The organism is Paraburkholderia sp. (assembly GCF_049581445.1).
Taxonomy (GTDB): domain Bacteria; phylum Pseudomonadota; class Gammaproteobacteria; order Burkholderiales; family Burkholderiaceae; genus Paraburkholderia.
In genome coordinates this window covers 1-12,853 of record NZ_JBAURZ010000136.1, presented here as the reverse complement: position 1 = coordinate 12,853, position 12,853 = coordinate 1, and the positions used below count along the sequence as shown (strand labels likewise).

11 protein-coding genes are annotated in these 12,853 nt (G+C 60.0%); 5 read left to right on the top strand and 6 right to left on the bottom strand.

The window, feature by feature from the left end; genetic code table 11:
* From WCA85_RS13020 to ppk2, 5 genes are all read right to left on the bottom strand, one after another.
* A partial coding sequence (locus WCA85_RS13020) for an efflux RND transporter periplasmic adaptor subunit (RefSeq protein ID WP_424064439.1) occupies positions 1-1,109 on the bottom strand: 1,109 nt, incomplete at its 3' end.
* A gap of 353 nt (positions 1,110-1,462) precedes the next feature.
* The gene (locus tag WCA85_RS13015; RefSeq protein WP_424064437.1) at positions 1,463-1,849 is read right to left on the bottom strand and encodes a response regulator; all 387 of its coding nucleotides are present in this window, start codon (positions 1,847-1,849) and stop codon (positions 1,463-1,465) included.
* 265 nt (positions 1,850-2,114) lie between these two features.
* Complete coding sequence (locus WCA85_RS13010; RefSeq protein WP_424064436.1) at positions 2,115-2,744, bottom strand: response regulator transcription factor; 630 nt, start codon at positions 2,742-2,744, stop codon at positions 2,115-2,117.
* Positions 2,741-3,844 carry a PAS domain-containing sensor histidine kinase gene (locus tag WCA85_RS13005; RefSeq protein ID WP_424064434.1) on the bottom strand — a complete coding sequence of 368 codons (1,104 nt, stop codon included), beginning with the start codon at positions 3,842-3,844 and terminating at the stop codon, positions 2,741-2,743. Before WCA85_RS13005 ends, WCA85_RS13010 begins: the two co-directional genes overlap by 4 nt.
* Positions 3,845-4,819: 975 nt before the next feature.
* Positions 4,820-5,641 (bottom strand): polyphosphate kinase 2, encoded by an 822-nt coding sequence (ppk2, locus tag WCA85_RS13000; RefSeq protein ID WP_424064432.1) that lies wholly within the window; start codon positions 5,639-5,641, stop codon positions 4,820-4,822.
* A gap of 493 nt (positions 5,642-6,134) precedes the next feature.
* Here ppk2 and WCA85_RS12995 point away from each other — a divergent pair, with 493 nt between their 5' ends.
* The 5 genes from WCA85_RS12995 to WCA85_RS12975 are packed head-to-tail and all read left to right on the top strand — an operon-like array spanning position 6,135 to position 11,735.
* Entirely contained in the window at positions 6,135-8,441 is a 2,307-nt protein-coding gene (locus WCA85_RS12995) for a DUF3141 domain-containing protein (protein ID WP_424064430.1), read from the top strand.
* Positions 8,442-8,482: 41 nt separating this feature from the next.
* The gene (locus WCA85_RS12990; RefSeq protein WP_424064428.1) at positions 8,483-9,421 is read left to right on the top strand and encodes a phosphate acetyltransferase; all 939 of its coding nucleotides are present in this window, start codon (positions 8,483-8,485) and stop codon (positions 9,419-9,421) included.
* A 4-nt stretch (positions 9,422-9,425) separates the two neighbouring features.
* Positions 9,426-10,640, top strand: coding sequence for an acetate/propionate family kinase (locus tag WCA85_RS12985; protein ID WP_424064426.1), 1,215 nt, complete (start codon positions 9,426-9,428; stop codon positions 10,638-10,640).
* 12 nt (positions 10,641-10,652) lie between these two features.
* On the top strand, positions 10,653-11,435 hold the full coding sequence (gene fabI / locus WCA85_RS12980; RefSeq protein WP_424064425.1) for an enoyl-ACP reductase FabI: 783 nt from the start codon (positions 10,653-10,655) through the stop codon (positions 11,433-11,435).
* A gap of 42 nt (positions 11,436-11,477) precedes the next feature.
* Positions 11,478-11,735: an RNA-binding protein gene (locus WCA85_RS12975; protein WP_424064424.1), complete on the top strand. Its 258-nt coding sequence runs from the start codon at positions 11,478-11,480 to the stop codon at positions 11,733-11,735.
* Positions 11,736-11,782: 47 nt separating this feature from the next.
* Here WCA85_RS12975 and WCA85_RS12970 read toward each other — a convergent pair whose 3' ends face one another.
* The gene (locus tag WCA85_RS12970) at positions 11,783-12,370 is read right to left on the bottom strand and encodes a BPSL1445 family SYLF domain-containing lipoprotein (protein ID WP_424064422.1); all 588 of its coding nucleotides are present in this window, start codon (positions 12,368-12,370) and stop codon (positions 11,783-11,785) included.
* Positions 12,371-12,853: the final 483 nt, after the last annotated feature.

Sequence of the window (12,853 nt, the reverse complement as noted above, 5' to 3'; positions counted from 1 at the left end):
ATCTTGAGCGGGGTGCCAGCCGTCACCCGAATTGCACCGTCGACCACGATCCGCTCGCCAGCTTTGAGTCCGTCGGTGATGAACCAGTTATCGCCTTGCCATTCGCCGACTTCCACCACCCGCTGATGGGCCTTCGATTCGTCGTCCACCACCCACAGAAAATGGCTTTTCGAGCCTTGTAGCACCGCCCGCTGCGGCACGAGGATAGCGTTCGGCCTGATCGCTCCGGCCACGCGCGCCCGCACGAACTGCCCGGGTCGCAGCACCGCTTTGGGATTGTCGAAAACAGCCCGTACGAGGAACGTCCCCGTTTCCGTGCTGAACGCGGGATTGGCGAAATTGATGGAACCGTGTTCCGAATAAGTCGAGCCGTCGGCCAGGACGAGCGACACCGTGAAGTCGTTATCCGAAGGGAAGCGCAAGTGTCCGTTGGCGATCTGATCCCGATACCTCAGCATTTCGTTCTCGGACACGCTGAAATTGACCCAGATCGGATCGAGCTGATACACCGTGGTCAGCAATCCCGACTGGGTCGCCGTGACATAGCTGCCATCCTGTTGCCGGGCGAAGCTCGACAGGCCGGTTAGCGGCGATTTGATCGTCGTGTAGCTGAGATTCAACTGAGCCGTATCCACTTCGCCTTTGGCTGCGAGGACGGCCGCGGCGGCTTGCGCCTCAGCGCCGACAGCATCATCGAGGTCCTTTTTACTTAACGCGTTCTGCGCGACCAGCGGTTGCACCCGGGCGAGATTGGCCTTCGCTACCTGATATCTCGCCTGCTGCTGGGCCAGCTGACCTTTCGCCGTCTGCAGCGCGGCCTCGAATGGTTTGGGATCCATCAGAAACATGGTCTGCCCCGTCTTCACGAGTGCCCCTTCGACGTATGTGCGCCGGTCGAGAAAGCCGTCCACACGAGCGCGGATCTGAACTTCGCGCGAACTCTCGGTCTGCGCAGTGAATTCGAACTGAACCGGCGTATCGCGCGGCGTAACCGTCATCACTGTGACCTCGGGCGCGGGTGGCGCCTGAACCACCTCCTTCTTGCCGCATCCGGCGACGAGCGCGAGCACTGCAACAAACAGCGTCAATGCCAGACCGCCCTGCGGCATGGTTCCCCATCGGCAAGCCTGTGGGCCTCGCATGGAAGGGACCACCAGCACCAGTGTGCGGTGAACGCAGATCGGGCGATCCCACACCGGATAGCTGACGGCGTGGGACCGCATCGCTATGACGAGCGCCTGCAGCCAGCGTAGTGCGCGGGTAATGGAGGCAGTATTCATCGAGTGATCCAACTGAGTGCGTCCGGGCTCTTCATATCCGTGTTCTCCGGATGACGTCTGCGCGGCTGACGGCTGCGTGAATCCCAGTGTCGTCACCCCGCAAGGTCAGAGCAATCGGACTTTGGTCTCATATGACCGTGATGCGGACGCCCCGCTCGAGCGGTGCACGAAGAACGACGGCGTCAGGGCGTGGGTGGAATGCCCATCGCAGTCCGGACAGTGCGGATCAGGACAGCACCGTCGAAGGGCTTGCGCAGATATTCGACGGCACCTGCGGCCAGCACCTGCGCGCGTATGGCGACGTCGTCGTGAGCCGTGATGATGATGACTGGCAACCCCCGGCCTGCCAACTGGCGCTGAACCTCCAGACCGCTGGTACCGGGCATCAGGACGTCGAGTATCACGCAATCCGGGCGGAACGAAGGAACGGACGACAGCCTGTCCAGAAATGCATCGCCGCTCGTGAATACCTCCGCGTCTATGCCAACTGATCTCAACAGGCGTTTGATCGCCCTTCCGACCGACTCTTCATCGTCGACAACGGCTGCGGTTGGAGTGAGATTAGCCATGTGGCGTTTCTGACTTTTTAGACGATGTTGCAGGGATGGTCGCGCAGACTTAGCGTAATGAATTTGCATGCAAACGGAAATAGGACTTTGGTCCATCACGCACGGTGAATTGCGCAGGAATGCCTATGGTCCAGGCTCATCGGATCGTTAATGTGTATTTAAGTGCGGCAAGAGCGCAACGCGAAGCGAACAGCGAGAGACAGGCCTGGTTCACGCCAGCCCAGGGGCGCGGTAAAAAGTTCGGATGACGCGGGCGCACGCTGTGCTATTGGCGAGCGTGTGTCTCCGATGCGGAGCTGGCTTTTCCGGCAAGACGAACCAGTTCGGCAAGCGAGCCGGCTTTCATCTTTTCCATCACGCGTGCGCGGTGAATCTTGATTGTCTTTTCCGCTGCGCCCAGTTCGCTTGCCACCTGCTTGTTCAGATATCCCGCCACCACAAGCGCCATCACCTCGTGCTCGCGCGGCGTAAGCTGATTCACCCGGCTCTGGATGTCCGCCAGTTCCGCACGCCACTCGAACATCCGCCGTGCCCGTTCGAGCGCCCGTTCGAGCGCATCCAGCAACACGTTGTCACTGACCGGCTTTGACAAAAAATCAGTCGCCCCTCCCTTCATGGCGTCGATAGCAGAATTCATATCGCCATGTCCGGACATGAAAATGACGGGCAGCCACTCACCCAATTGACGTTGCAGCGCCAGCCCGCTTAGCCCTGGAAGTTGCAGATCGAGCAACAGACAGGCTGGCCCGCCCTTCAGACCAACGCGTTCGATAAATGCCTCCGCACTGTCGAACGTCTCCACCCGATACCCAGCGATGCGGATCAATCGAGCCAGTGCGGTGCGAACGTGTTCGTCGTCATCGACGACGAACACCACGGGAGCGAGTTCGGTCACGATGTTTGACTCGGTGCCGAGCCTTCAGCCTCGCCCACGGATGGAAGCAGGACGCGGAACGTTGCGCCTCGGTCGCCATTGCTTTCGGCCCAGAGGTGTCCGCCGTGCATCGAGATGATCGAGATACTGATCGACAGACCGAGCCCCAGACCATGCGGCTTCGATGTCGAGAATGGCGTGAATACCTCGCCGATCTGATCCGCCTTCAGGCCAGGGCCGCGGTCGCTCACTGTAATGCTGACCCCCTCTCCTTGCGGAGCGGTATCGACTTTCACCGACACCATGCGATTTTCCGCACAGCATCCCTGTACCGCATCGAATGCGTTCTGCAGCAGATTGATCATGACCTGCTGCAGTTGGATGTTGTCGCCGCGTATCGTTGGCACAAACCTGGCGATATCAAGCGTCACGCTTACGCCGCGCACGACCGCATCGCGACGCATCAGGTGCATCACTCCGCTGACGAGGTTACCTATATCGAGCGACCGCATTTCGGGGGCGGCTCTCTTGACGAACTGCCGCAGCTTGCGGACGATTTCGGTGGCCCGAAAGCTATCCGCCACGATGTCCGCAAACGCCTCCCGCAAATCGGTGGAGGCGCTCTGCGTTAGCTCCGGGAATCGCTGTACCGCCTGGGCGTTGCTCAGGATCGCAGTGAGCGGCTGGTTGATCTCATGAGCAAGAACGGCCGCCATCTCAGCGAGTTCGAAAACGCGCGTGAGATGCCCATGCTGCGGGTCATCGCGCCAGGCCTCCTCCTGCCCGCACAGATTCACGCTGGTAACGATCCACAGCGATGCGCCAGCCTCTCCGTACTGCGTGCATTTCACGCCAACGGCGCGCTCGCTACCGTCCTTGCATCTTGCGATGGCCGTTCGTCGCTCACCGGAACCTGCAAGGCCATCACCCGCTGTGGACGCTGCAAACGATCCTCGACCATCTTGCTCGTCGTCTGCCATGCGGGGAAACAACTGCACGAAAGACAGGCTGCCCAGTTCCTCCTTCGTATAGCCGAAAAGCGTCGCCGCCAGTTCATTGGCCAGTACCACCGTGTGCGCCTCGTCGACAACGATCGCCGCTGCAGGCACGATGTCCAGCACTGGCTTCAGGCCGTCTGTTGCGGGGTCATGGATCGCCTCTTCAGCACGACGGTTCGAGCGGGTAATGAATCCGGACAGTGATGTCCTTAACTGCCTGATACGGTCGAAACGCGCGGCAGGGGACGGCCTGTATGCTCGTAGGCCCGGCTGATTTTGACGCGTCGGCTCCTGACAAGGCGCCCCGCTTTTGCGCGGGAACACCCTGGACGCATCACGCGGTGCGTTGTCATGTAGAAGCGCTGTCATGTCGAATCTGTCAGGCCAGCTCGAAGGGACTGAATTCTGCTCGCTCGCACGGGTTCGCCACACATTTGTGAGCCGCTCAAACGTTGACACGATTCCCGTCACTACGTGGTGGGAAACTTGCGTGTGAATATTCATCACTGGGCTCTCCGTATCGGCCTTACGGTGTCGAGCATTAACGTTCCATTCACAGCAGGTCTGCAGTCAAACGTGCCGCTGCGCCTCGATCATGTAACTGACACGCCAGCGAACCGGCTGGTCAATCCAGCAATGACCGATTGATAGACTGTGCCTGGAGCCGCCCTGCACGACAGACTTGAGCGTCGTTCTTTCGTGTCTCTCAGTAACATATACTCCAATGAAAGCTGGTGAAAGGTTTTAATCGGATTTTTTTCAAAAAATTTCCGCTATTGCGCTTGATTTGTCATTAATAAAGACGAAGGTCCGTCGTTTGTTTCGGGCGCTTAATAACATCCATCCTCAAACGGAGCACAGATATTGCGAGGATCTATAAAGAGAAGTTGATCCTCAATGAACTGAAGTTTCCGGGGGCATGTTCTCGCCAGGCGGGAGGAACCAGATCTCAGCCAAGGCCACGGAAAACCGCAGTGTATTTCAACGGAATATGCCGTCGGCATGCGTACGATGCCTGTACGTCTCACTCGAAACTCAGGCTCGCAGCGAGACAGCCCGCCTTCGAATATCGCGTTTCCACAGCCGTCACTCTAAAACTTAAAACTTATCTGCTACGTATCTATACGGGTAAACCGGATCCGCATAGCCTCGTGCTTTTTGCCGCGGCGGCAAAGAAACTTTCTCGCGTTCGACGGCTTCGTACGGTATCTGGCTTAACAAATGACTGATCAGGTTCAGGCGAGCGCGCTTTTTGTCATTCGACACCACCACATGCCACGGGGCGAATTCGGTATCCGTCATAGCAAACATCTCATCCCGAGCCCTTGAGTAGTCGTACCAGCGACGATAGGATTCGATATCCATCGGCGAAAGCTTCCATATCTTCCTCTCGTCATGGATTCGCGATTCCAGCCGTCGTGTCTGTTCTTCGGGGCTCACCTCCAGCCAGTACTTGATCAGGATGACACCTGAATGAATGATTGCCTTTTCAACGAGGGGCACAACGCGCAGAAACTCCTGCGCCTGCTCGTCGGTGCAAAAACCCATCACGCGCTCAACGCCTGCCCGGTTGTACCAGCTGCGGTCGAATAGCATGATCTCGCCTGCCGCGGGCAGATAGGGCAAATAGCGCTGAATGTACATCTGGCTCTTTTCCCGATCGGTCGGTGCTGGTAGCGCGACAACCCGGAAAATGCGGGGACTGACACGTTCGGTGATTGCCTTGATCGCGCCGCCCTTGCCTGCGCCATCCCGCCCTTCGAAAATTACGCACACTTTCGCGCCGCTCTTCACCACCCACTCCTGAAGCCTAACCAGTTCGACATGGAGTCGCGCCAGTTCATTCAGATAGGCCTTGCTGGCGAGTTTGCCGGCTCGCTTCGCGTCGTCCGTCTTCTTGTCCTCTGCAGCTCTGGACATGATCTCGCCTCCTCACCGTCTAGTCGCAGCCGGACTTCATGGCAACCTGACTATCGTTACCGGATGAGCGGTGGGCAATAGGACTTTAGTCTTATGTCTGAGACCTCGATCGTCCGGGCGGAGAATCCATCACGGATATCCGAATCAGCAATAGAGCCGACAAGTTAAGGAATGTTGATGAAGCCCGGAAGATCCGATCCTTTCCTGAATCTCATCAATAGGCGGGTGTATAGGACTTTGGTCTAATTGTCCCAGGACGCAGCGAGACGCAAGATTTAACGCGCGACATAAGCAGGATGGCGGATCGCGCACCGCCAGATCCGGAAACCTTTGCAGCGCGGTGAAGACGACTCCTTCTGACTCGCACAACGAACAGATATCGGGAGGCCACACGTTGGTCGATCCCGCATGAGCGGATACGCTCACGCGAAACTCAACGAGGGAACACGGCCAAGGCCGCACGGGTTGACTTTTCGATATCGAGGTCCATGTCATGGATGCAGGAAATCAGTTATTAAGCAGCCAGGATATCAATGCAAAGGTCGCGCGCATATTGGCGAAACGCACCGAAGGCGTGCAGAAACATTTCGGCGAACAGGTCCGCGCGGCGCTGGACGGGGCTGGAAAGCTGCCGTTGCTGACTCCATGGGACACCTGGTCTTACTGGTTCGACGCCGCTCAACGTTCCGTCATGTTATGGGACACGCTGCGCGAGCGCGGCACCGAGTATGTCCAGCGGACTTCGCAGGAACCGAAGCCAGTGCTGCATTTCGACTACGAGTTTGTCCTCGACGGCCGCCGGTTCGAGAAACCCGTCAACTACGCGCTACTTAGAATCAAGCCGCCGGAAGGCGCGTCCGTGGACGTGCGCAAGCGCCCCTACCTGATCATCGACCCGCGCGCCGGACATGGCCCGGGCATTGGCGGCTTCAAGGACGATTCGCAGGCCGGGGTTGCGTTGCGAGCGGGACACCAGGTGTATTTCGTCATTTTCTTTCCTGATCCGGAACCGGGCCAGACGATGATCGATGTCTGCGCTGCGGAGCAGCAGTTTGTGAAGACAGTGCGCTCCCTCCATCCCGACAGCCCAAAGCCGGCGCTCATCGGTAACTGCCAGGGTGGCTGGGCCGCCATGATGATCGCGGCCTCAGACCCAGACGATACGGGCCCGATCGTCATCAATGGCGCGCCGATGTCGTACTGGAGCGGCGCGTGGAGCGAAGGCGAAGGTGACAACCCGATGCGCTACGCTGGCGGAGTCCTCGGCGGCTCATGGCTGGCGTCATTCGCTGCGGATCTGGGCGACGGCAAGTTCGACGGCGCGCACCTGGTGCAGAACTTCGAGAACCTGAATCCCGCCAATACGCTGTGGGACAAGTATTACCACCTGTTCAGCAACATCGATACGGAGCCACCCCGCTTTCTCGACTTTGAGCGCTGGTGGGGCGGCTACTACCTGATGAATCGCGAAGAAATCGAGTGGATTACGCACAATCTGTTCGTTGGCAATAAGCTCTGGTCGGGTGACGTCAAAGGCACGGATGACGAGGCGCTCGATCTGCGCAAGATTCGCTCGCCGATCATTCTGTTTGCGTCACTGGGCGATAACATCACTCCGCCGCAACAGGCATTCAACTGGGTGGCGGACGTTTACGGCAGCACCGAGGAGATCAAGGCGCGCGGCCAGGTGATCGTCGGGTTGATGCACCAGGACATTGGTCATCTCGGCATTTTCGTATCGGGCAAGGTCGCAAAGAAGGAGCACACCCAGATCGTTTCAGTGCTCGAGACAATCGAGTCCTTTACGCCCGGTCTCTACGGGATGTCGATCACCGAACGCAAGGATGTGAACGGCCAGGTGGAATATGAAGTCGAGTTTCGTGAATACCGACTGGAAGAAATTGCAGCCCATTTCAACCGCTTCAGCCGCGAAGACGAAAAGCCCTTTGAGGCCGTGGCCGAACTCTCCCAGTTCAACCAGCACGCCTACGAGCTGTTCGCACAGCCATTCGTGCAGTCGGTGTCAAATGAAACGACGGCGCGTATGCTGCGCGATTTTCATCCGCTGCGATTCCAGCGCTGGGCGTTTTCAGACCTGAACCCGTGGCTCGCCTGGCTGCCGCAGGCCGCAAGCGTGGTCAAGGGCAACCGCCAGGCCGTAAAGCCGGACAACCCGTGGTCCGAGATTGAGCAGGCTGGCTCGGAAATGATCAGTGCATCACTGGATTACTACCGAGGGATGCGCGACGCCGCGACGGAGGCGAGTTTCTTCACGATCTATGCCAACTGGTTCTCGCTCTATCCTGCCGAACGTCGTCGGGCGAGCGAAAGTGCGGCCCCGTCCGCCATGGAGTCGCGCGATCTGCCGTTCGTCAAGGAGGCCCTCGCGTCGATCGAGGAAGGCGGCTATACCGAAGCGCTCGCTCGCGCGGCCGCATTGCTTTCTCGCAGAGGCGAACCCTTGCCGCTCTCCCGGCTCGTCACGCGTAAGGAGTTAGCAGAGGCATACGCCGACTATCTTCCGGATCTGCCTCCCGATCAATGGCGGCGAATCCGTGGCGAGCAGGAAATCATCGCCAGTTATGAACCGGAACAGGCCCTCGCAACGCTGCCGTTGCTCCTCGCCGACAAGAGTGATCGCAAGCTGCTCCTTACGCTGCTTGACGAGTTGCTGGCCGACGAACGTCTGCAAAGCACCAGCCCGACCGAGGAGCAAAAAGCCATGCTTGATCGCATCCGCGATGTCCTCGCGAATAGCTCCGCGCGCAAGCGGCCTTCGACTGCGCTTGCGCGCCCGTAGCGTCCCCGTCTGCAATGGCATCTCGTCTGAAGGGAGTGCCAATGGAAGTGAAACACGCGAAATATCAACGGCTGATCGACCACTGCCAGACCTTGCCTCCCATGCAGACAGCGGTCGTGCATCCGTGCGACCCGAGTTCGCTCGGGGGCGCTATCGAAGCGGCGCGGATGGGGCTGATTGCACCGATCCTCGTTGGACCGAGAGAGCGCATCGAGTCGGTCGCCGCGCAAGCCGGCATTTCGATTGACGGATATCCACTCGTCGATGCCCACCACAGCCATGCGGCAGGTATCGCCGCCGTGCAACTCGTGCGCGAAGGGAAGGCCGAGGCGCTGATGAAAGGCAGCCTGCATACCGACGAACTGATGAGCGCAGTCGTCAGCCGGGATTCGGGGCTCCGCACCGCGCGCCGCATCAGCCACTGCTTTGTGATGGACGTGCCAGGGTATGAGCAGGCGCTGATCATCACCGACGCCGCCATCAATATCGCGCCGTCGCTCGAAGTCAAAATGGACATCTTGCAGAACGCCATCGACCTCGGTCACGCGTTGCAGTTCGAGGAGGTGCGCGTAGCCATCCTGTCGGCGATGGAAACCGTGAATCCGAAGGTGCCGTCGACGATCGAGGCTGCCGCGCTGTGCAAAATGGTCGATCGCCACCAGGTGACAGGCGCGCTGGTCGACGGCCCACTTGCGCTGGACAACGCGATCAACCTCGAAGCCGCGCTGATCAAGCAGATCGATTCGAGGGTGGCCGGACGCGCCAACGTCCTGATGGTGCCCGACCTGGAGGCCGGCAACATGCTGGCGAAGAGCCTGTCGTTTCTGGCTGGCGCGGATGCAGCGGGCGTCGTGCTCGGCGCCCGCGTGCCAATCATTCTGACAAGCCGTGCCGATTCCATGATGTCACGCCTTGCCTCGTGCGCGGTGGCCGCTCTTGTCGCCCACACCCGACGCGAGAGCGGCAAGGTGATGGGGTAGCGCCATGGCGGACATCATTCTGGTATTGAACGCCGGGTCGTCCAGCATCAAATTCCGCGCCTTCGGCGTACATGGCACGACGTTGGATCTCGTGCTACGCGGACAGGTCGATCGACTGAATACGGCGCCGCGTTTTACCGCCGTCGACAGCGCGGGCCAAAAGACCGAAAAAGACTGGGGCGCCGGGTCCGAACTCGATCATCAGGGCGCGATCGAGCACATCAGCGCCTTTCTGCGCAGTCACGGCGAAGGACATCGTGTGATCGCCGTCGGCCATCGCATCGTGCATGGCGGCCAGACCTATTCCGGGCCGGTGCAGGTGACTCCTGCGGTCCTCGACGAACTCGAACAGCTGATACCGCTCGCACCGTTGCACCAGCCGCACAACCTGGGTCCGATCCGCATCATCGCGCGAACCCGGCCGGAGATCCCGCAGGTAGCCTGCTTCGACACGGCCTTTCATCGTTCGACACCCGAGGTCGCGCAAGCCTACGCACTCCCACCGTCCATCACGGACAAAGGTGTGCGCCGTTATGGCTTTCACGGCCTGTCGTACGAGTACATTGCGAGCGTGCTGCCGCAGATCGCACCCGCCGCGGCTGCAGGCCGCACGGTCGTCGCCCACCTCGGCAACGGCGCCAGCATGTGTGCGATCGTCGATGGCAAGAGTGTGTCCAGCACGATGGGCTTCACGGCTGTCGACGGCCTGCCGATGGGCACACGGTGTGGCAATCTGGACCCCGGCGTGATCCTCTACCTGATGAGCGCGCTGAAGATGAACCAGCAGCAAATCGAAGATCTGCTCTACCGGCAGTCGGGTCTACTTGGCGTGTCCGGCGTTTCGAGCGACATGCGCACGCTGCTCGCGAGCGACGAACCGCGAGCGCGCTTCGCAATCGATCTTTACACGTATCGGATCGCCCGCGAGCTAGGCTCACTCGCCGCCGCGATGCAGGGCATCGATGCACTGGTGCTCACGGCGGGTGTGGGCGAGAACGCCAGCGCGATTCGCGAGCGCATTGTGCGCGACGCCGCGTGGCTCGGACTCGAACTCGACCCCGCAGCGAACCAGTCGGGCGCCCCCTGTATCAGCGCGGCGTCGAGCAGGGTGCCTGTCTGGGTCATTCCAACCAATGAAGAACTGATGATCGGTCGACATACACTCGCGGCGATCGACGCAGCGGCGCCATCAAGCGGTAGCACGCGTGAGCTGTCTTAAAGGGGATTTTTTATGACACTCGACCCGCGGCAGCCCATCCTGAACGACACGAAAGCACTCGTTACAGGCATTGCCAACGAACACTCAATCGCATACGGATGCGCGAAGGCATTTCATGAGCTTGGCGCCAAGCTCGCGATTACCTACGCCAATGACAAGACAAGGCCCTACGTCGAGCCGCTCGCAACGGCCTTGGACGCACCAATCTTCATGCCGCTCGACGTTTCGCGGCAAAGCGAGCTCGAGGCCGTGTTCGAGCGGATCGACAAGCAATGGGGTAGCCTGGACATACTGGTGCATTCGATCGCGTGGGCGCCGAAGGACGATCTGCAAGGGGGCCTGCTCAATTGCTCGAGTGAAGGCTTCGCGAGCGCGATGGACATTTCCTGCCACTCGTTCGTGCGCATGGCGCATCTCGCTGCGCCCTTGATGAAAAACGGCGGCACCATGCTGACGATGAGCTACTACGGCGCGAACAAGGTGGTTCCGACCTACAGCGTGATGGGCCCCGTCAAGGCCGCACTCGAAGCCTGCGCCCGCTACCTTGCTTACGAACTGGGCCCGAAGGGCATCCGTGTACACGCCATCTCACCGGGTCCGCTCAAGACACGGGCCGCTTCGGGCCTGAAGGATTTCGATCTGCTGTTGACAGAGGCCGCGCAGCGGGCGCCGTTGGGCGAACTCGTCGACATCATGGACGTCGGCTTTACCTGCGCATTTCTGGCAACACCCTATGCACGGCGCCTGTCAGGCGAGACGCTGTACATCGACGGCGGCGTCAACATCATGGCTTGACCGCGTGACCGGTGAGTTCACGAACATTGGGAGAGAAGCATCATGGCCGATCTATGGGTAGGAAACGTGGACGACAACACGTCTGATGATGAGATCAGGGAATTTCTGATCAAGTATGGGTTCCCGTCGTTTGACGAGATCGAGCGCTACTCGGGGACCGGCACGCGGCCCGCCGTCATGCTGATCTTTCACGACACGACACCGGACGCGCTACGGGGCCTGCAGTCGCGGATCCACAACATGTTCTGGAAAGATCGGACCATCGTCGTGCAGGTCATGCCGGAGCGCGACGAGAGTTAGACAAGGCCCGAACGCGCCATGTACCGCTAGCGCACCCGCTCGGGTGCTCACAGGTTAAGTTTGGTCACCTTGGCCCCGTTAACCGAAGCATCGGCCATCAGACCGACATTGGTGAGCACAATGGCCACCACCTGCGAGGAGATCGATGTCGTATCGATTGCACCGTTCGCCCCCACCTTCACGACCGAAACCGTCACGTTGCCTCCGACCGACCAGCCGGCCGAACTTTGGAAATTGGCGAGCGTATCCTGTGTCATGAAGAGGAAAATGACTGCGAGGGACTGGGCCCCGGCCTGGAATCCGAAAGACGCCGCCGCCGTGCTGTAGTAGCCGGCCGTCTTGCCCCCAACACGCAATGCGCCCTCGCCATACTCGGCGCCAACGATGAATGCCGCCTTCTTCACGTCCGGGAACACCAGGATGCCTTGCGCTTTGGATGCGAGTTCGTGGGAACCTTGCACCGTCGAGAACAGACGGCTCAGCGTGCCATCAACACTCGCGTCGATCGCCTGCCGCTTCGAGGCATCGGTTTCCGCGCTCTGGCCGCTGCTTGTTGTCGTGGAGCAACCGGCAAGGGTCAAAGCCGACGCGCCCATTGCCGACGCGGTCTTTAGCACGAAGTTCCGTCTGTTCATTATTGACCTCCATTGTGGTTTCGGATCGAGTCGCCGGTGCGTGGGTGTGGTCACGTGGTTCTTCGATCCGGCTGCAACCGCACCTCGCGCGTCGCCACCTGCCGCACCGAAGCGAAACACGCGGGCAGTCTCGTTACCGGTCACTCCCGGTTTTTGCGCGATTACATGATGTCATGGCGGCGGAATGGGGGAATCGGACTTTGGTCTTACAGCCCACCGTTATCTTCGGCTGAGGACACGAGAAAACGAACGTAACCATCCGCTCACGCATACGCACGCCCCCGCGCCACAGCAGCAGGCGCTCGACGCCTACTTGACTGTGTAGCCGCGTCCTTCCATGCAAGCGCCCCAGGCACGATAGAAGGTATCCATTGATCCTTGCGCCTGCGCCTGGTTTGAAGCCGCCGCGGCCTGCTGATTGTTGCGAGCCCGGGCCCCGCCAACCATCGTGCCACCCACCGCGCCGATCGCGGCTCCTTTGCC